This window comes from Aeromonas sp. s5 (assembly GCF_040907865.1).
GTDB lineage: Bacteria > Pseudomonadota > Gammaproteobacteria > Enterobacterales > Aeromonadaceae > Aeromonas > Aeromonas dhakensis.
Genome location: NZ_JBFOCO010000026.1, coordinates 25869 through 44622 on the forward strand (window position 1 = coordinate 25869; position 18754 = coordinate 44622).

At 63.0% G+C, this 18754-nt stretch carries 13 protein-coding genes and 1 pseudogene; 8 read left to right on the forward strand and 6 right to left on the reverse strand.

Annotation, left to right across the window (positions count from 1 at the left end; all coding sequences use genetic code 11):
- Window positions 1-215 precede the first annotated feature (215 nt).
- Both ylqF and AB5Y94_RS15815 read left to right on the forward strand, forming a co-directional pair.
- Complete coding sequence (gene ylqF, locus AB5Y94_RS15810; RefSeq protein ID WP_010633500.1) at window positions 216-1166, forward strand: ribosome biogenesis GTPase YlqF; 951 nt, start codon at window positions 216-218, stop codon at window positions 1164-1166.
- 283 nt (window positions 1167-1449) lie between these two features.
- A complete protein-coding gene (locus AB5Y94_RS15815; RefSeq protein ID WP_139752956.1) occupies window positions 1450-2598 on the forward strand; it encodes an MFS transporter in 1149 nt (382 codons plus the stop codon).
- A 128-nt stretch (window positions 2599-2726) separates the two neighbouring features.
- Here the strand turns inward: AB5Y94_RS15815 and AB5Y94_RS15820 are convergent, their stop codons facing one another.
- The 3 genes from AB5Y94_RS15820 to dinG form a co-directional block, all read right to left on the reverse strand.
- Window positions 2727-3623, reverse strand: a complete 897-nt coding sequence (locus tag AB5Y94_RS15820) for a histone deacetylase (RefSeq protein WP_042052016.1) — start codon at window positions 3621-3623, stop codon at window positions 2727-2729.
- A gap of 91 nt (window positions 3624-3714) precedes the next feature.
- Window positions 3715-4374, reverse strand: coding sequence for a DUF2057 family protein (locus tag AB5Y94_RS15825; RefSeq protein WP_368206138.1), 660 nt, complete (start codon window positions 4372-4374; stop codon window positions 3715-3717).
- 174 nt (window positions 4375-4548) lie between these two features.
- Window positions 4549-6621, reverse strand: coding sequence for an ATP-dependent DNA helicase DinG (gene dinG, locus AB5Y94_RS15830; RefSeq protein WP_368206139.1), 2073 nt, complete (start codon window positions 6619-6621; stop codon window positions 4549-4551).
- Window positions 6622-7002: 381 nt separating this feature from the next.
- Between dinG and AB5Y94_RS15835 the strand changes: the two genes are divergently transcribed.
- The 3 genes from AB5Y94_RS15835 to AB5Y94_RS15845 all read left to right on the forward strand — a co-directional run bounded on the left by AB5Y94_RS15835 (window position 7003) and on the right by AB5Y94_RS15845 (window position 10663).
- The gene (locus AB5Y94_RS15835; RefSeq protein WP_368206140.1) at window positions 7003-8127 is read left to right on the forward strand and encodes a porin; all 1125 of its coding nucleotides are present in this window, start codon (window positions 7003-7005) and stop codon (window positions 8125-8127) included.
- A gap of 229 nt (window positions 8128-8356) precedes the next feature.
- The gene (locus tag AB5Y94_RS15840; protein WP_368206141.1) at window positions 8357-9298 is read left to right on the forward strand and encodes a hypothetical protein; all 942 of its coding nucleotides are present in this window, start codon (window positions 8357-8359) and stop codon (window positions 9296-9298) included.
- Window positions 9299-9472: 174 nt separating this feature from the next.
- Window positions 9473-10663: an amino acid aminotransferase gene (locus AB5Y94_RS15845; RefSeq protein WP_017765585.1), complete on the forward strand. Its 1191-nt coding sequence runs from the start codon at window positions 9473-9475 to the stop codon at window positions 10661-10663.
- Window positions 10664-10739: 76 nt separating this feature from the next.
- On the opposite strand, the gene AB5Y94_RS15850 is transcribed toward AB5Y94_RS15845, so the two are convergent.
- The 3 genes from AB5Y94_RS15850 to AB5Y94_RS15860 form a co-directional block, all read right to left on the reverse strand.
- Window positions 10740-12248: a helicase HerA-like domain-containing protein gene (locus AB5Y94_RS15850; protein WP_368206142.1), complete on the reverse strand. Its 1509-nt coding sequence runs from the start codon at window positions 12246-12248 to the stop codon at window positions 10740-10742.
- A gap of 123 nt (window positions 12249-12371) precedes the next feature.
- Complete coding sequence (locus AB5Y94_RS15855; RefSeq protein ID WP_019838874.1) at window positions 12372-12866, reverse strand: DUF2062 domain-containing protein; 495 nt, start codon at window positions 12864-12866, stop codon at window positions 12372-12374.
- The gene (locus AB5Y94_RS15860) at window positions 12860-13378 is read right to left on the reverse strand and encodes a DUF2062 domain-containing protein (protein WP_011706585.1); all 519 of its coding nucleotides are present in this window, start codon (window positions 13376-13378) and stop codon (window positions 12860-12862) included. The genes AB5Y94_RS15855 and AB5Y94_RS15860 overlap by 7 nt, the downstream gene beginning before the upstream one ends.
- Here AB5Y94_RS15860 and AB5Y94_RS15865 point away from each other — a divergent pair.
- From AB5Y94_RS15865 to lpxK, 3 genes and pseudogenes are all read left to right on the forward strand, one after another.
- Window positions 13316-15590: pseudogene (locus AB5Y94_RS15865) on the forward strand (DNA internalization-related competence protein ComEC/Rec2). The gene AB5Y94_RS15860 and the pseudogene AB5Y94_RS15865 overlap by 63 nt on opposite strands.
- A gap of 340 nt (window positions 15591-15930) precedes the next feature.
- On the forward strand, window positions 15931-17700 hold the full coding sequence (msbA, locus tag AB5Y94_RS15870; RefSeq protein ID WP_368206143.1) for a lipid A ABC transporter ATP-binding protein/permease MsbA: 1770 nt from the start codon (window positions 15931-15933) through the stop codon (window positions 17698-17700).
- Entirely contained in the window at window positions 17700-18701 is a 1002-nt protein-coding gene (gene lpxK / locus AB5Y94_RS15875) for a tetraacyldisaccharide 4'-kinase (protein WP_368206144.1), read from the forward strand. The genes msbA and lpxK overlap by 1 nt, the downstream gene beginning before the upstream one ends.
- Window positions 18702-18754: the final 53 nt, after the last annotated feature.

Consider the following 18754-nt stretch of genomic DNA (forward strand, 5'->3'; position numbering starts at 1 on the left):
TTATCTATCAATAGCCGGGGCCGGTCACATCGGCTGACGAGGGGAGGGGGTGGGCGAAAATCTGGCCGGTTTGCCGGCTGGCGGCTAGAATGGCCTGTCAAATCGGGGCGGGTGCAGGTAAAATGCGCCCCCTTGCGACGCCCTGCGTCCGCCATCGCCCGCCGCTCGCGCCACCGCAAGCCCGCGCCCGCAGTCCCTAGATGAGAGTAACGGATATGTCCATCAACTGGTTCCCCGGCCACATGCACAAGGCCCGCAAAGAGATTGCCGAGGTCATGCCCCAGGTCGATGTCATCATAGAGATGCTCGACGCCCGCATCCCCTTCTCCAGCGAAAACCCGCTGGTGCCCGAGCTGCGCGGCGATACTCCGGTGATCAAGGTGCTCAACAAGGCGGATCTCGCTGACCCCGAGATCACCGCGCTGTGGGTGGCCCACATGGAACAGGAAAAGGGGATCAAGGCGCTGCCCCTGACCCAGCAGGAGCCGGAGAAGATCAAGCAACTGCTGACCCTCTGCCACGAGATGCTGCCGGAGCGCAATCTGGAGCTGCGCGGCGTGCGCGCCATGATCATGGGCATTCCCAACGTGGGCAAATCCACCCTGATCAATACCCTGGCGGGGCGCATCATCGCCCGCACCGGCAACGAGGCGGGGGTGACCAAGTCCCAGCAGCGGATCAAGCTCGACAACAACGTCATCCTGACCGACACCCCGGGCTTCTTGTGGCCCAAACTCAACCCGCCCTCCTGCGGTTATCGGCTGGCCATCACGGCCGCCATCAAGGACACCGTCTATGACTACGCGGACATCGCCATGTTCGCCGCGGACTACTTCCTCAAGGCCTATCCGGAGCGGATCCAGGCGCGTTATCAGATTGACGCGCTGCCCGAGACCGAGATCGAGCTGCTGGATCTCATTGCCCGTCAGCGCGGCTTCATGCGCAAGGGGGGGCTGTCGGATCTGCACAAGGCGTCCGAGATCCTGGTCAACGAGTTCCGCTCTGGCCTGCTGGGCCGCATCTCGCTGGAGACCCCGCAGATGGTGAGCAGCGAGATCGTGGAGGCCGATGCCGAGGCCGAACAGAAGGCCAAGGAGAAGGCGGAGCGGGAAGAGGAGCGCCAGGCGCGGGCCCGCCGCAAGTACGCCAAGAAGCGTCAGCGCTGACCGGCCTTGTGCCAGGTATATAAAGAAGAGGCGGCCCGGGGTCGCCTCTTCTCGTTATGGCCCCCAGGATTGAGAAGAGGCCGACAGGCAACCGGCATCTGCCCGTCATCATGGCCAAAGAGTCGATGAATCAAGGGGATAAGCTAGGCGCCGAACGGTGCCGTGCTGCACCGCACCAGCAGCATTCGATAAAACCTTGCGATCCTGCTTCCAGTGCCGATTGACAATGGCATTGGCGGTGGCATGATGCGCTCGCATTTTGACTCTCCTCGCGGTTTTACCCATGACCATATACACCCGGCCAGTGCTGTTATTGCTCTGTGGCCTGCTGCTGCTGACCCTCTCCATCGCGGTGCTCAATACCCTGGTACCGCTCTGGCTTGCCCATGAACAGCTGCCGACCTGGCAGGTGGGCATGGTCGGCTCCTCCTATTTCAGCGGCAACCTGCTGGGCACCCTGCTGGCGGGCACCTTGATCAGGCGCTGCGGCTTTAACCGCAGCTATTACCTGGCCTCCGCCCTCTTTGCCGCCGGTTGTGTCGGGCTCGGCATTACCCTTGATTTCTGGAGCTGGCTCGGCTGGCGATTTATCGCCGGTATCGGCTGCGCCATGATCTGGGTGGTGGTGGAGAGCGCGCTGATGTGCAGCGGCAACGCGCACAATCGGGGCCGTCTGCTGGCCGCCTACATGATGGTCTACTACCTGGGCACTGTGCTCGGCCAGCTCTTGGTCAGCAAGTTGCCGACCGGCCTGATGGATGTCCTGCCCTGGGCGAGTGGGCTGATCCTGGCGGCTATCCTGCCGCTGTTGTTCACCCGTATCGTCAGTGAGCGCAGCGAAGCGCAGGGCTCAACCCGGGTCTGGCCCATGTTGCGGCTGCGTCAGGCACGGCTCGGGGTCGACGGCTGCATCATCTCCGGCATCGTGCTGGGGTCGCTCTACGGCCTGATGCCGCTCTACCTGAACCATCAGGGGGTGAGCGATGCCGGCATTGGTTACTGGATGGCGGTGATGGTGAGTGCCGGCATCCTGGGGCAGTGGCCGGTGGGTCGGCTGGCGGACAGGTTTGGTCGCCTGCCGGTGCTGCGGGTGCAGGTGCTGGTGGTGATCCTGGGGTGCGGGGCCATGCTCGGCGGCGTGGCGATGGGGCCGGCGCTGTTCATCCTGGGCGCCGCCGGGTTTACCCTCTATCCGGTGGCCATGGCGTGGGCCTGCGAGAAGGTCGAGCACCATCAGCTGGTGGCCATGAACCAGGCGCTGCTGCTGAGCTACACCATTGGCAGCCTGCTCGGCCCGGCCTATACCGCGCTCCTGATGCAGCACCTTTCGGACAATCTGCTGTTCATCATGATCGCCGGTGTGGCCTTGCTCTACCTGCTGATGTTGCTGCGCCCCATGGGGAAACACTCGACACCGGTGGCCCACGCCTGAACTGTGGTCGGCGGCAGGACACCATCCTCGCTTCTCGATAGGGGGCTGGATGGCACGCATATAGAGCAGAGGCGGCCCAGGGGCCGCCTTGTTGTTGTCTGCAACGGTGGCCAGGCAGAGCTCAACGGCTAGCCGTAGCGTTTGTTCGCCTCTTCAAACAAGGACATATGCAGTGGGATCAGCTGTTGCCAGTCACGCCGGTAGCCGCCGCCCGGTACGGCGGCAATGGGCAGCCCGTGCCGTTGTGCGCAGTCAAAGACCATGGCATCGCGCTGGCGCACCCCCTCATCACTTAATGCGAGATAGCCGAGTTCGTCGGCATGATGCACGTCCACGCCGGCCTGATAAAGGATGAGATCGGGGGCGTAGAGCCGCAGCGCCAGATTGAGCGCCTCTGCCAGCGTGGTGAGGTAGGCATCGTCCTCCATGCCGCTTGGCAGGGGGAAATCCATGTGGGAGGCGGGTTTGTGGCGGGGAAAGTTGTGCTCCCCGTGCAGAGAGAGGGTGATGATGTCGCGCCGCCCCTGGCACAGGGCGGCACTGCCATCCCCCTGATGGACATCGAGATCGACGATCAATACCTGTTCGCAGCGCCCTTCGTCCAGACAGGTCTGGGCGGCGATCACCAGATCGTTGAACAGGCAAAAGCCGCTGCCAACGTCTCGGTGGGCGTGGTGATAGCCACCGGAGATCTGCAGGCCGCAGCCTTGCGCAAGGGCGTGGCGGCTGGCGGCAAGGGTGGCCCCCACCGAGCGCAGGGTGCGTTCAATCAGCACGGGGGACCAGGGAAACCCCAGCTGGCGAATGGCGCCTGCATCCAGGGTGCCGGTGAGGGCCGCGCCCACATAGGCCGCATCGTGCACTCTCTCTATCTGGGTGCGACTGGCGGGCGCGGCCTCTGCCAGCGGATAACCCAGGTTTCCCAGCTGTTCGAACAGCGCCTGGTATTTGGCCAGCGGAAAGCGATGGCGCGCTGGCAGGGTCAGGGCGGAGTAGAGGGGGTGATGGAAGATGCGCAGTGACATGAAGGCTGGGCCTTGGCAAATGGGCAGATATGAAAAAGGGGAGCCAGGCTCCCCTTTTTCATGCCCGATAATTCGGGACGAACAGATGCAATTACTGCTGCTGGATCACCCAGATCTGGAAGGCTTTGCGGGTCTCCGCATCGGCCTTGTTGTACCAGTTTTGCAGCTGGGTCAGGGCTTCCGGATTGCTCTGGGCCTTGCTCGGGGCGACCTGAACCGGGGCGCTGTTGGCGGCCATGACGGCAGCGGTAGAGACAGCGACAGTCTTGGGCTGGTTGAACGCCTTGCCCATGTTGATCAGCTCCTGCTGATAGTCACGGGTCAGCTGGAAGCCTTCCACCTTCGGCAGCACGAACTGCTCGGTGGCGACGACCTGGCCGCTGCTCTTGTCTTTGAGCGTGACTTTCTGTTCCTTGACGAACTGGTTGGCTTCGGATTCGTTGCGTGGCTTCTTGTAGTCCAGTACCAGTTTCTGGTTGTCGGCGGCGGTGAAGTTGATCACCAGCGGCTCGGCGGTGACCAGCTTGGTGTCGCTGCGGCTGGAGTAGTTGCCTTCGAAGGCGACGACCAGTTGGTGCTTGCCGGCTTTGATAGGATAGGTACTCGTCTTGTCGAGCAGTTTGGGATTGATGGATTGGCCATCGATCAGCTGCACCACATAGGGGTTGTTCACTTCCAGTTGGGCATCGGCCAGGGCACTACCTGCCCACAACAGACCAGCCAGGGCTGGCACCAGAACAGTCAGTTTCATTTCATCTCCTTGAACAGTCAGGCGAGTGCCCACTGAAAAACAGGGGCTCATTTTTGCAGGTTTGCCAGAGGGCGGCAATAGGCGTTTATGGCGCCCCTGTCGCGTCTGGGCTCGTGCTTTCCCGATGCAAACTCATCGGGCCAGTGGGGTTGGCTACCTTGGTCAACCTCGGCCCTACTCAATCCGGCGTCGAAATGGCGGCAGGGCATCGAGCAGCCCCTTGCCGTAGCGTTTGGTCAGCAGACGGCGATCGAGAATGGTGACCCGGCCTCTATCCGCCTCTTTGCGAATGAGGCGACCACAGGCCTGGATGAGCTTGCGCGACGCCTCCGGCACCGTCAGTTGCAAGAAGGGATTGCCCCCCCGTTTCTCGACCCACTCGGCGGTGGCCTCTTCCACCGGCGAGTTGGGGACCGCGAACGGCAACTTGGTGATCACCAGGTTGGTGAGGTAGTGACCGGGCAGATCCAGCCCTTCCGAGAAGCTGCCGGTGCCAAACAGTATGCTGGCCTGGCCGCCATCGCATTTTTGTTTGTGCAGGGTGAGCAGGGCGTTGCGGGAGGCTTCCCCTTGCACCAGCAGGGAGAGTCCCTTGGCCCGCAAACCCACCGCCACCTCGTTCATCTGCCGGTAGGAGGAGAACAGCACCAGGCTCGCCTCCTTGCCGGCCAGCAGACGGGGCAGGATGCTGACGAGCTCCTGGGTGAAGGCGGGGGCACTGGGCTCGTGTTCCATTTTGGGCAAATAGAGCTCGGCCTTCTGGTAATCGAAGGGGGAGCGCAGGCGCAGATAGCGGGTACCGTCGTGCTCTTTGAGCCCCACCTGGTGGCGGAAATAGCTGAAGGAGGAGAGGGCTGTCAGGGTCGCCGATACCAGCACGGCGCCAAGACACCTGGACCAGAGCCACTCCTCCAGCAGGTAGCCCACCTCGATGGGGGAGGCGTGCAGCCAGATGTCGCCGTCATCGCTCTTGACCATCCAGCGGGCCAGCGGCGTCTTGCCCTCTGCCACGTGCCGCCCCAGCATCTCCCACAGGGCGCAGAAACCCTCCAGCCGCTGCAGATAGAAGCCGCTCTCCGCCAGCAGGGGTTCGGCATCCTTGCGACGGATCTCGCCATCCTTCAGCGCTTCGCCGATGGCCCCCTGCATTCTGTCCAGCGCCCGCAGCGCCTTCTTGCTCGCCTCCTTGAGGTTCTCCGCCAGCATGGGCAGGGGGTCGGGCAAGACACCATCGGCGAAGCGATGGTGTTTTTCTTCATTGAACAAGCGGTCGTTGGCGGCGAGCCACTGCTCCAGCGCCTTCAGATCCGGTTGCAGGGAGGCCAGCGCGTCCTGCAGCTTGAGCTGGGGATCGAGCAGACTCTCCTTGTTGAGGGTTCTGGCCAGCTTGCCTGCCCCCTGCGCCAGCTTCTCCAGCCAGCGGCGTGAGCCCTTGACGCTGGCCGAGGCGGCGCCGTGATCCCGGGCTATGGTGGGCAGGTGATGGGCCTCGTCCAGCACATAGAGACACTCGTCCGGCGGCGGCAGTATGATGCCGCCACCCATGGTGAGGTCGGAGAGCAGCAGGGCGTGGTTGACCACCAGCACGTCGGCCGCATCCATGTCGTTGCGGGCGCGGTGGAAGGGGCAGTGTTGATGATGAGTCAGCGCCTTGTTGCAGGTGTGGCGGTCGGCGGCGATACGATCCCAGCAGTTATCGTTGATGGGCTTGGGCCAGTTGTCCCGATCACCGTCCCACTTGCCTTCCGTGTAGGCCTGCCACAACGCCTGATAGCAATCCTTGTCGGCGTCTGACGGCTTGTGTTTGCTGAGGGCACCGAAGTCAAACTCGAAGTTGGCCATCTCGCTGCCGCTGGCGGCCTGCTCCAGCAGGTGTTCGCAGCAGTAGCGCTGGCGCCCCTTGACCAGCATGAAACGAAACAGCAGCTCGCTGTGGCGATGATAGAAGGGGAGGTCTTTGTGGATCAGCTGCTCCTGCAGCGCCACGGTGGCGGTGGAGATCACCAGCTTCTTCTGGGTGAGCCGTGCCACCGGGATGGCCCCCTGAGCATAGGAGAGGGACTTGCCGATACCAGTGCCGGCTTCGGCCACCAGGATGCGACGCTGTTTGTCATACTCCCCGGTCAGCGTCTTGGCTATTTCGGCCACCAGAAAATTCTGCTCCTTGCGCGGCACAAAACCGGGTAAACCATCGGCTATTTGCCGATAGGTATTGCGAATGGTGGTTTTGAGACGGGTAGACAGCATGAAGAAAATGACCGTTGCGCAGGGTGAAGGAAGACAGGATACCTGCAACCGGCAACCCGGGTCGAGGTGTGTGGCAACGCACAGATCCGACCTCTTCTTCTATTTATAAGGCGAGTCGTCGTTATTGTGTGATAAATCACCAATTCGGTCGAGTTTTGCCAGCGGTTATCGCTGTAAACGTTTTCCCATGGCGTGCAAACAATGTGGGATTCAGGTCACAATTTTTTCGCTGTGACTATGCTTTTCGTAAAAAGTTCCAAGTTTTTTCATTGCGGATTGGAAAACCCGGTGCTAGTCTCGGCGCCATAGTGATGCAAAGTACATCGCTAACACAGGGAATAACAACGACTTAGTGTTTAATTACAGTAGGCATTGGAAACTATGAAAAAGACAATTCTGGCTATTGCTATCCCGGCTCTGTTTGCATCCGCCGCTAACGCTGCAGTGGTTTATGACAAAGACGGTACCACTTTTGACGTATACGGCCGCGTACAGGCTAACTACTACGGTGACCACAACAAATCTGTAGCTGGTACTGACGACTCCTTCAAGCTTGATACTGAGACTGGCAATATTGTTCCTGTTAAAGGCACTGCTGCTGGTTACCAAGACGTTGATGGCGAGCTGGTTGGTTCTTCCCGTCTGGGTTGGTCCGGCAAGATTGCCCTGAACAACACCTGGTCCGGTATCGCCAAGACTGAGTGGCAAGTTTCTGCTGAAAACTCCGCCAACAAGTTCGATTCCCGTCACATCTACGTTGGTTTCGACGGCACCCAGTACGGTAAGATCATCTTCGGTCAGACCGATACCGCGTTCTATGACGTGCTGGAACCGACCGATATCTTCAACGAGTGGGGCGACGTAGGTAACTTCTATGACGGTCGTCAAGAAGGTCAGATCATCTACTCCAACACCTACGGTGGCTTCAAAGGCAAACTGTCCTATCAAACCAACGACGACAAGGCCGTCAAGGTTACTGACGTAGGTCAGGGCATCAAAGAAAACGCAGTGTACGGCAAGGATGTTAAGCGTAACTACGGTTATGCCGCGGCTGCCGGTTATGACTTCGACTTCGGTCTGGGTCTGAACGCAGGTTACTCCTACTCCGATCTGGAAAGCACTGCAACCAACAAAACTGGTGACAAGAAAGAGTGGGCACTGGGTGCACACTACGCCATCAACGGTTTCTACTTCGCCGGTGTTTACACTCAAGCTGACCTGAGCTACGACAATACCACCGGTGGTAACAAGGACAAGGGCCGTGGTTACGAGCTGGCTGCTTCCTACAACGTTGATGCCTGGACCTTCCTGGCCGGCTACAACTTCACTGAAGGTAAAGCTGCTTCCAACACCGCTGGTGCTGAGTACAAAGACATCGTTGACGAAACCCTGCTGGGCGTACAGTACGCTTTCACTTCCAAGCTGAAAGCCTACACCGAGTACAAGATCCAGGGTATCGACAAGATGGACGACGAGTGGACCGTTGCCCTGCAATACAACTTCTAATTTAGCCTCTGCGCTGATTTAGTTGATGAACGGCCAAGCTTGCTTGGCCGTTTTGTTTTATCTGCTTCCCACCTGATTTTTCTGTTCTCCTCTGTTGATGATCCTCTCCTTGCCCTCTTTGACTTGCGTCACTTCACGTTGTCTCTTTTCTGTACTTGGCTCCCGGCCAGCGAATCGCTAGATTATTCAGCTCGTTGCAGGATGTTCGGCAGACAGGGAAGGATGACGCTTGATCGACTTTAGTCACCCGCAGTGGCGGGAGCTGGCCCGCCAGCTGCTGGACAACCCCACCTCGGTGGTCCGCGCCCGCCAGTGGCAACCCCTGCTGGGCCTGCTCAAGGACAACCAGCTGCTGCTGGCACTGGGCAACCACCACTATGAGCTCACTCCCGCCGGTCGCCGCTACCTGACCCGTGAACTGACGCTGGCCGAGATCGCCACGGCGCCGCCCACCCCGGAGGAGTGGCTCCATGGGCAGGGCTGGCAGCTGGCGGATCAGGTCAACGAGCGGGTACTGGCCGCGCTCTATCGCAAGAGCGAGGTGAGCTTTACCCCCAACGAGCAGATCGACTTCGAAGACAAGGGGATCCGGCTCTGTTCGGATCAACAGGTGCGCCTGCGTGCCCCCCAGCCGTTCAGCCTGTTTTTCAGCGGCGGCACCCTGCTCGATGCCGCCCCCTGGCTGCAGGTGCTTGGTGAGGTGGCGCTGCCCGAGCGCAACCTGGCCAGCCTCAGCAAGATCCTGTGGGGGGAGGGGGAGCTGCTGCGGGTGATCACCACCGACAGCGTCGGTGCCTTTGCCGAGCTGGTGCTGCCGGCAGGGACCCTGCTGATCTGGGCTCCCGCCTCGGCGCAGCAGGCGCTGCAGCAAGTGATCGCCGCGCTGCCGCCTCAGGTGCAGTGGAGTCATCTCACCTCTCTCGATCCGAGCGGGGTGGATCGGGTGCTGACTCTGGCCCAGCGCCTGGGTCGGCCGGCCAGCTGGTGGCTGCCCACCGTGCTGGCTCCCATCATGACGGCCTATGCCCTGCCGCTGACTGACTCCCGCCCCTGGGAGCCGAGCCGGATCCCTCGCTCATTGTTAGCAGTTTGTAGCGGTTTGGTTGAGTCCAATGGTGGCTTGTCTGCCGAGGTGTGCGCGTTGGCGCCGCAGTGGCATGCCATCGGTTGAGATTGCCGCAGATCCGGCCGAAAAAGCGGTTTTCCCCCATCCTGCACGGTGATATAAAGAGTTGACGAAGCGCTCGCCAGTGAGCGCTTTTGTTTGCCACGTGTTTTGCGTGTCACGGACGGTGTGCCAACACGCTTTGCCAGCCAACGAACTCAACGGAATACAGGGAATACCATGTTTGAAAAGGTTGTTGCCGCCCCAGCGGATCCGATCCTGGGCTTGACCGAAGCCTTCCGCGCCGACTCTCGCAGCCACAAGATCAACCTGGGGGTCGGGATCTACAAGGACGAGACCGGCGCCACCCCCATTCTTCACTGCGTCAAGAAAGCCGAACAGAAGCTCTTGACCGACGAGAAGACCAAGAACTATCTCGGCATCGAAGGCAATATCGAATACGGCCGCATCGTGCAGCAACTGCTGTTCGGACAGGATTCCGCGCTGGTCAACAGCGGCCGCGCCAAGACGGCGCAAGCGCCGGGTGGTACTGGTGCCCTGCGCATCGCCGCCGAGTTCGTGGTACGCAACAACCTCGCCAAGACCATCTGGATCTCCGATCCCACCTGGGCCAACCACGTCAGCGTGTTCCAGGCCGCGGGTCTGACCGTCAAGTGGTACAAGTACTATGACGCGGCGACCAAGGGGCTCGACTTTGCCGCCATGCAGGCGTCTCTGGCCGAGGCGCAGGCTGGCGATCTGGTGCTGCTGCACGGCTGCTGTCACAACCCGACCGGTATCGATCCGACCGCTGATCAGTGGCGTGCCCTGGCCAGGCAGAGTGCCGCCGCCGGCTGGCTGCCGCTGTTTGACTTCGCCTATCAGGGCTTTGCTCGCGGTATCCAAGAGGATGCCGAAGGTCTGCGCATCTTCGCCGAGTGCCACGACGAGCTGCTGGTGGCGAGCTCCTTCTCCAAGAACTTCGGTCTTTACAACGAGCGGGTCGGTGCCTTCACCCTGGTCAGCGCGACCAAGGCGATCGCTGATGTGGCCTTCACCCAGGTCAAGACCGTCATTCGTGCCAACTACTCCAACCCGCCGTCACATGGCGCTGCCGTCGTCACCGCCGTGGTGAGCGATCCGGCCCTCTATGCCGAGTGGGTGGAAGAGGTGGCGGCCATGCGGGTGCGCATTCGCGAGATGCGCGAGCTGCTGGTGGAAAAACTGGCCGCGCGCGGCGTGAACCAGGACTTCAGCTTTATCCGCGAGCAGAACGGCATGTTTTCCTTCTCCGGTCTTTCCAAGGATCAGGTGGAGCGCCTCAAGAGCGAGTTCGCCATCTACATCGTCGGCTCCGGCCGGATCAGCGTGGCCGGTATCACCCGTGCCAACATAGATCCGCTGTGCGACGCCATCGCCAAGGTGTTGTAAGCGAGTCATCGCCATCCGCTCAGTAACAAGTCCGCCGGGTCTCCCCGGCGGGCTTTTTCATTTTTCGGCTTAGGCCTTAACGGCGGCGCTTGCCACCCCCCAACAGGGAGCCGAGCACGCCGCGTACCAGCTGGCGACCCACCTCGCTGCCGATGGTGCGGGCCACGCTCTTGGCGGCGGTTTGCACCACGCCGTCGTGCTGGCCGCCACGGAGGCCGGTGCGGCCAAACAGGATGCCATTGAGGGCATCGAGCAGGCCGCCTTCCCCGTTGGATGACGGCTCGCTGCCTTGCTCGCCAGTGGTTGTCAGCTTGTCGCCGTTGAGCCGCTCGAAAGCAGACTCGCGATCCTCCGGCGTCTCGTAGCGGCCGTGCAGCAATGAGCCCTGAATGAGCGCCTGCCGCTCGGCGTCGCTCAAGGGGCCGATGCGGCTGGCCGGCGGGGCGATGAAGGCGCGCTCCACCATGCTGGGTCGTCCCTTCTCGTCGAGCAGAGAGACTAGCGCCTCGCCGACCCCGAGTTCGGTGATGACGCCGGCGGCATCGAAGGCGGGGTTGGCCCGCAGGGTGTTGGCGGCGATCCGCACCGCCTTCTGATCGCTCGGGGTAAAGGCGCGCAGGGCGTGTTGCACCCGGTTGCCAAGCTGCCCCAGCACGCTGTCGGGGATGTCGGCCGGGCTCTGGGTCACGAAGTAGACACCCACCCCTTTCGAGCGGATGAGGCGCACCACCAGTTCAATCTTCTCCAGCAGCGCCTTGGGAGCGTCGTTGAACAGCAGGTGCGCCTCGTCGAAGAAGAACACCAGCACAGGTTTGTCCGGATCTCCCACCTCCGGCAACTGCTCGAACAGCTCGGAGAGCAGCCAGAGCAGGAAGCAGGCATAGAGCCGGCTGGATTGGGTCAGCTTGCTGGCGGCCAGCACATTGATATGGCCGTGGCCGGCCTCATCGGTCTGCAGCAGATCCTGGATGTCCAGCATGGGCTCGCCAAAGAAGTGATCGCCGCCCGCGCTCTCCAGGGTGAGCAGGTTGCGCAGGATGGCGCCGATGGAGGCGGTGGAGACGTTGCCGTAACGGGTGGTGAGGGACTTGGCGTTGTCGCCGGCAAACTGCACCATGGCGCGCAGGTCTTTGAGATCGAGCAGCAGCAGCCCCTCGTCGTCCGCCACCTTGAACACCAGCTCCAGCACCCCGCTCTGGGTGTCATTTAGGCCGAGCAGGCGGGCGAGCAGCAGGGGCCCCATGTCGGAGATGGTGGCCCGCACCGGGTGGCCCTGTTCGGCAAACAGATCCCAGAACAGGGTGGGGTTGGCGGCAAAGGCGGGGGCCGGAATGCCGAGCTGGGCCAGCCTGGCATCCAGCTTGGCCGAGCCAGCCCCGGCGGCGCCAAGGCCGCTCAGATCCCCCTTCACATCCGCCAGAAAGACCGGCACGCCGAGGTGGGAGAATCCCTCTGCCAGCACCTGCAGGGTGACAGTCTTGCCGGTGCCGGTGGCCCCTGTGATGAGGCCGTGGCGATTGGCCATGGCTGGCAGCAGGGCGAGGGGATGACCACTGGCATGGGCCAGCGTGAGCGGTTCGGCCATGGTGGGCTCCTTGTGGCAAATGGGGGACGAAAAACAACGGGTTACAAGGAGTGTGGTAGCGGGGTCAGGGGATGGCAAGGCAGTGCCTCGTCAGCGCGCCAGAGGCTGACGAGGCGGGTGAGATCAGCGGGGGCGGACCAGCTTGCCGAGGCGCAGCAACAGCAGGGTGAGGAGGCCGCCGCTGGCAGCGGTCAGCACCGCCAGCAGCAGGCTGCCGAGCAGAAAGGGGGGCACCAGGGTAGCCGCTTCGTGCTCCAGCCAGTGCAGGGTCCAGGTGAGGTGAAATGGCTCCGGCGTCTTGTGCAGCACCAGACAACCGGTGCGATAGGCGTAGAGGTACATGAAGGGCAGGGTCAGCGGGTTGTTGAACCAGACCGCCAGCAGCGCCAGCGGCAGGTTGAGGCTGAACGCCAGCGCCAGCCCGACCGCGATGAGTGAATGCATGGGGATGGGAAACCAGCAGGCGAAGATGCCCGCCGCCACCGCCCCGCTCAGGGCGCGCGGCCCCCCTTGCCAGAGGGCGGGGGCGAGCAGGCGCTCGCCAAACAGGGCGAACCACTTCTGCTGGCGCAGGGTATCGGGGTCAATCTTGAAGCGGGCAAACCAGCGATTCAGCATGCGCGGGCCACCTTGCGTTTCTGCCACTGACGAACGGTGCTGATGCGCCAGCAGGTACGAATGAGGGCGTAGCCGATGAGGGAGCTGAGCAGGGCGAGCACCAGCGAACCCAGCAGCAGCGGTGGGGCCACGGTCTCGAACACCGACACCAGCCAGGCCCAGGTGAACTCGATCTCGATGTGCTGGGAGGATTGCCCCAGCAGCTGACAGCCGGTCAGGTAGGCGCCGTAGAACAGCGGCGGCATGGTGAAGGGGTTGGAGAGCCAGACCAGGGCTACCGAGAGCGGCAGGTTGACCCGGCAGGCGATGGCGCCGCCGGCCGCCAGCAACATCTGGCAGGGGAGCGGCACCCAGGCCATGAACAGCCCCACCGCGAAGGCACCGGCCGCCGAGCGGCGATTGAGGTGCCACAGGTTGGCGTCCAGCAGCAACTTGCCAAACAGCCGCAAGTGCTTGTGTTCCTTGAGTGTCGCCGGATCAGGCAGCCAGCGTTGTATGAGTCGTTTGGGCATATTGAAACCTTGCTAAATACTTGCACCATGGATCTGCGCCTGCTGTCGTTTGCCCTCGGGGCAAGCTCCTCACTGCTTTGGCCATGGTTGCCTTCATGGGAATGGGGTGGCCTGATGCTGCTGCTCGCGTTTCCCCTCGCCGGTTACCGCTGCTGGCGGCTGCTGTTCTTGCTGGGCGGCATCCTCTGGATGCAGGGGAATTTGCACTACCGGCTTGCCTGGCTGGATCAGCTTGGCAAAAAAACGAGCCACATCATAACCGCACAACTGCAAAGTGCAGAACCCGAGGGCGATAAATTTGTCCGGCTGGTGCTGCGGGTGAACAGGCTCGATGAGCAGGTGCTCACTCCGGCGCCCCTGGTGCGCATCAATGCCTACCAGGCGCTGCCCACCATGACGGCAGGCAGTCGCCTGACCCTGGAGGTCTCCCTCAAGCCGGCCCACGGCCTGGCCAACGAGGCCGGGATGGACGGGCGGCGCCTGCTGCTCGGCAAGGGGATCACCGCCACCGGCAACTTGCGCCGGGTGATCCAGATTGAAGCTGTGCCGGCGGGGCTGCGCGAACGCTGGCTGGCCCGGGCCGCTGCCAGCTGGCAGGATCTGAGCCAGGGTCCGTTGCTGGAGGCGCTGACCTTCGGCGAGCAAGCGGGCATCACGACTGAGCAGTGGAGCCTGTTTCGCGGCAGCGGGCTGACCCACATCATCGCCATCTCGGGGCAGCACATCGCGCTGGTGGCTGGGGCGGCTGTTCGGACTGCGGGGGGCGATTCTGCTCGCCCTGCTGTTTGCCGCCCTCTACAGCTGGCTGGCCGGGTTTGCGGTGGCCACCGAGCGGGCCCTCATCATGGTGCTGGTGTGGAGTCTGCTGCGCTGGCGACGGCGGGAGTGGCCGGCCCATCGCGTCTGGTTGTGGGCCTTCGTGGTGCTCACGCTCTGGGATCCCTTCGCCCTCTATTCGGCGGGATTCTGGCTCTCCTTCCTGGCGGTGGCTCTGCTGCTGGTGGCGAGCCTGCTGGAGGCCAAGCCCGGGCTCGTCCGCCTGCAGGGCTTGTTGCTGCTGGGGCTGCTGCCGCTGCAACTGGCGCTGTTCGAAGGGATAGCGCCGCTGTCGCTGCTGCTCAATCTGCTGGCATTGCCGCTCTTTTGCATCGGCATCATACCGCTGGCGCTGGTCGGGGTGTTGCTGGCGCCGCTTTCGGGGGAGCTGGCCCACCTGCTGTTCTGGCTGGCCGATGTCGGCCTGCAGTGGGTGTTGTGGGCGCTGGAGAGGTTGGCCAGCCAGTGGCAGCTCTGGTGGCCGGTGCCGGGCTGGGTGCTGCCGCTCACCGCCCTGCTGAGCCTGCTCTGGTGCGCCTGGCATGTGCCGGGCGGTCGTTCCTTGCTGTTGCCGGGGGGCGTGGCCCTGCTGCTGGCGGCCTGGCCGGCGCCGACCCACTGGCAGCTGAGGGTGCTGGACGTAGGGCAGGGGCTGGCGGTGCTGGTCACCCGGGGCGAGCGCGGCATCCTGTTTGACACCGGCGATCGCTACCCAGGCGGTTACAACATGGCGGATGCCGTGATCCTGCCGCTGCTCAACCGGCTCGATGTGCGGGTGCTGGATTATCTGGTCATCAGCCACAAGGACCGGGATCACGCCGGCAACCGGCGTACCATCCTGCAGGCCCTGCCGGTACGCCACGAGCTCTCTTCCTTCGACTTCGGCCGCTTCACGACCCTGTGCCGGCGTGGCCAGCAGTGGCGCTGGCAGGGGCTCGAGATGGCAGTGCTCTGGCCGCAGCAGCCGGGAGGCGGCCACAACAACGACGGTTGCGTGCTGCAGATCCGCGATGGGGCGCGGCGCATTCTGCTCAGTGCCGACATCGAGCGGCAGGCGGAGCAGCGGCTGCTGGCGCTGGAAGGGGAGGGGCTTGCCAGCACCTTGCTGGTAAGCCCCCATCACGGCAGCCGCACCTCCTCCACGGCCCCCTTCGTGGCGGCTGTGGCCCCCCGCTATGTGGTACACAGCGCCGGCTTCATGAACCAGTGGGGCTTTCCCCGCCCCGAGGTGGTGGCTCGCTACAGGGAGGCGCAGCAATGGGTCACCGGGCTGGACGGGGAGATCCTGGTCGAGCCTGCGGCGGACGGGCTGCGGATCAGTGCCGAGCGGGAGCAGGGCCCCTGGTTTCGTCGCAATGGTGACTGGTGGCGTCCTGCATTCTGGCCTGAGCGCTGAGCGTAAACCCGGCTGTGGCTGGGATAACGGTCGTCATTTCCCGCTCTGGTGATGGGCACTGCTTGGTGTAATCCTGTGCTTTGGCTGGGATAACGGCCGTCATTTGCCGTCTTGGCGATGGGCATGCGCTGGCGATGCTTGGTGTAATCCTGCGCTTTGGCTGGGATAACGACCGTCATTTCCCGCTCTGGTGATGGGCACTGCTTGGTGTAATCCTGCGCCTTGGCTGGGATAACGGCCGTCATTTGCCGTCTTGGCGATGGGCATGCGCTGGCGATGCTTGGTGTAATCCTGCGCTTTGGCTAGAATAGCCCGTCATTTCCCTTATTAACGGCTATTCATGCAACAAGAAACCTCACAAGACAGCTGGCCTGTCTTCAAGCGTCTGCTCGGCTATGTCCGTGACCGCAAGCTTGGCCTGATTGGCGGCATCATCGGCATGCTGGGCTACGCCGCCGTGGATACCACCTTCGTCTATTCCATCAAGCCGCTGATCGACAAGGGGATCAACGGCAATGATCCGACCGTGCTCAAGTGGATGCCCTTCTTCGTGCTGGGTATCGTGGCCCTGCGCGGCGTCGCCAACTTCCTCTCCAACTACTGCATGGCCTGGGTCGGCAACCACGTGGTGATGCGCCTGCAGCAGCAGGTATTCAACCACATGGTGGCGATGCCGATGAGCTTCTTCGACCGTCAGAATACCGGCCACCTGCTCTCCAAGGTGACCTATGACGCCAGTCAAGTATCCTCGGCCGCCAGTACCACCCTGGTCACCCTGGTGCGGGAAGGGGCGACCGTCATCGGTCTGCTCGGCCTGATGTTCTGGCACTCCTGGCAGCTGTCGGTGATCTTCCTGGTGGTGGGGCCCGTGGTGGGCATCATCATCGGTCTCATCAGCCGCCGTTTCCGTCAGATCAGCCGCCACATCCAGCAGGCGGTGGGTGACATCACCACCTCTACCGAGCAGATGCTAAAGGGGCACAAAGAGGTGCTGATGTTCGGTGGCCAGAAGGTGGAGGAGAAACGCTTCTTCAAGGTCAGCAACAACATGCGCCAGCAGACCATGAAGATGGTTGCCGCCGATGCCATCGGCAGCCCGGTGGTGCAGATGGTGGCCTCCATCGCGCTGGCGGCCTTCCTCTATGTGGCCACCATCGACAGCGTGCGCAGCGAGCTGACTGCCGGTACCTTCACCGTCATGATCACCTCCATGATGATGCTGCTCAAGCCGCTGAAAAGCCTGACCGACGTCAACAACCAGTTCCAGCGCGCCATCACCGCCTGCCACAGCCTGTTTGGCCTGCTCGATACCGAGCCGGAGCAGGATACCGGCACCCGTACCCTGGAGCGCGCCCGCGGCGAGATCGAGTTTCGCAACGTCACCTTCACCTACCCGACCAAGGACACCCCGGCGCTGCACAACGTCAGCTTCAAGGTGGAGGCAGGCAAATCGGTGGCCCTGGTGGGGCGCTCAGGCTCTGGCAAGAGCACCATCGCCAGCCTGCTGACCCGCTTCTACGATATCGAGCAGGGGGAGATCCTGCTGGACGGCGTCAACATCCGCGATTATCGCCTGAGCGAGCTGCGCAAGCAGTACGCCCTGGTCTCCCAGCACGTGCACCTGTTCAACGACACGGTGGCGAGCAACATCGCCTACGCCGCGGAAGAGCAATACAGCCTCGACGAGATCAAGCAGGCGGCCCGCATCGCCCACGCCGACGAGTTCGTCAGCAAGATGAGCAACGGGTATGACACCGTGGTTGGCGAAAACGGCGCGTCGCTCTCCGGCGGTCAGCGTCAGCGTATCGCCATCGCCCGCGCCCTGCTGCGCAATGCCCCCGTGCTGCTGCTGGACGAGGCCACCTCGGCGCTGGATACCGAGTCAGAGCGCCACATCCAGGCGGCCATCGACGAGCTGTGCAAGGCGCGCACCTCGCTGGTGATCGCTCACCGCCTCTCCACCATCGAGAAGGCGGACGAGATCCTGGTGATCGACGAAGGCCATATCGTCGAGCGCGGCAACCACGCGGCCCTGATGGCCCAGCAGGGGACCTATGCCCAGCTGCGCGCCATCCAGTTCGGCCATGCCACCGCAGGTGGCAACGCCTGATGCTGGAGCGGCTCTGGTATGCAAAGAGTGGCTGGCGCTGGTTGCTGGCCCCCTTTGCCCTGCTGTTTGCCATCATCAGCGGCACCCGCCGCTACGCCTATCGGCACGGCTGGCGCAAGGGCTATCGTGCCTCCTTGCCAGTCATAGTGGTGGGCAACATCTCGGTGGGTGGCAACGGCAAGACCCCGGTCGTGGTCTGGCTGGTGGAGCAGTTGCAGGCCCGCGGCTATCGCCCCGGGGTGGTGAGCCGCGGCTATGGCGGCAAGGCGCCCCATTACCCCTACCGGCTCGATGCCGCCAGCACCACGGCGCAGGCGGGGGATGAGCCGGTACTGATCGCTAGGCGCTGTGGCTGCCCTGTGGTGGTGGCGCCCAGGCGGGCCGATGCGGTGCGTCTGCTGGAGCAGAGCGGTGAGGTGGACATCATCATCACCGACGACGGCCTGCAGCACTATGCGCTGGCCCGCGACATCGAGCTGGTGGTGGTGGACGGGGCGCGCCGTTTTGGCAACGCCTGCCTGCTGCCCATGGGGCCGCTGCGCGAGCCGGTCACCCGGCTCAAGCGGGTGGACGCCATCATCTGCAACGGCGGCGAGCCGGGGCGGGGAGAGTATCCCATGAGGTTGGTGGCCGATTCCCCGCGTCGGGTACGCGATGAGGCCCCGCTGACCACGCCGCTGGCCGGTCCGGTCGACGCGTTGGCGGGGATTGGTCATCCGCCCCGTTTCTTCGCCACCCTCGAGGGGCTTGGTTACCAGCTGGATCAGCGGGTGGCCTACGGGGATCACCATCCCTTCGATCGGGACGAGCTGGTGGGCCGCTTTGCCGGCAAGCCGCTGCTGATGACCGAGAAGGATGCGGTCAAGTGCCGCGCCTTTGCCCTCGACAACTGGTGGTATCTGCCGGTCAGCGCCGAGTTGCCCGCCTCCCTGCTCGATACCCTGCTGCACAAGCTGGGTGCGAGCTGGAAGGGGCAGGGCGCAACCAAGGCACAAGGTTGATCTCGCTCGCCAGCGCGGGAGAGAAGGGGGCTTGTCATGCCCCGCATGAAACA

Excerpts from the sequence above, each read along its gene's own strand:
- AB5Y94_RS15850 (WP_368206142.1), bottom strand. The coding sequence starts at position 12,248 with ATGGCCGAACCGCTCACGCTGGCCCATGCCAGTGGTCATCCCCTCGCC.
- msbA (WP_368206143.1), top strand. The coding sequence starts at position 15,931 with ATGCAACAAGAAACCTCACAAGACAGCTGGCCTGTCTTCAAGCGTCTG.
- ylqF (WP_010633500.1), top strand. The coding sequence starts at position 216 with ATGTCCATCAACTGGTTCCCCGGCCACATGCACAAGGCCCGCAAAGAG.
- AB5Y94_RS15820 (WP_042052016.1), bottom strand. The coding sequence starts at position 3,623 with ATGTCACTGCGCATCTTCCATCACCCCCTCTACTCCGCCCTGACCCTG.
- dinG (WP_368206139.1), bottom strand. The coding sequence starts at position 6,621 with ATGCTGTCTACCCGTCTCAAAACCACCATTCGCAATACCTATCGGCAA.
- AB5Y94_RS15855 (WP_019838874.1), bottom strand. The coding sequence starts at position 12,866 with ATGCTGAATCGCTGGTTTGCCCGCTTCAAGATTGACCCCGATACCCTG.
- AB5Y94_RS15825 (WP_368206138.1), bottom strand. The coding sequence starts at position 4,374 with ATGAAACTGACTGTTCTGGTGCCAGCCCTGGCTGGTCTGTTGTGGGCA.
- AB5Y94_RS15845 (WP_017765585.1), top strand. The coding sequence starts at position 9,473 with ATGTTTGAAAAGGTTGTTGCCGCCCCAGCGGATCCGATCCTGGGCTTG.
- AB5Y94_RS15815 (WP_139752956.1), top strand. The coding sequence starts at position 1,450 with ATGACCATATACACCCGGCCAGTGCTGTTATTGCTCTGTGGCCTGCTG.
- AB5Y94_RS15835 (WP_368206140.1), top strand. The coding sequence starts at position 7,003 with ATGAAAAAGACAATTCTGGCTATTGCTATCCCGGCTCTGTTTGCATCC.
- lpxK (WP_368206144.1), top strand. The coding sequence starts at position 17,700 with ATGCTGGAGCGGCTCTGGTATGCAAAGAGTGGCTGGCGCTGGTTGCTG.
- AB5Y94_RS15860 (WP_011706585.1), bottom strand. The coding sequence starts at position 13,378 with ATGCCCAAACGACTCATACAACGCTGGCTGCCTGATCCGGCGACACTC.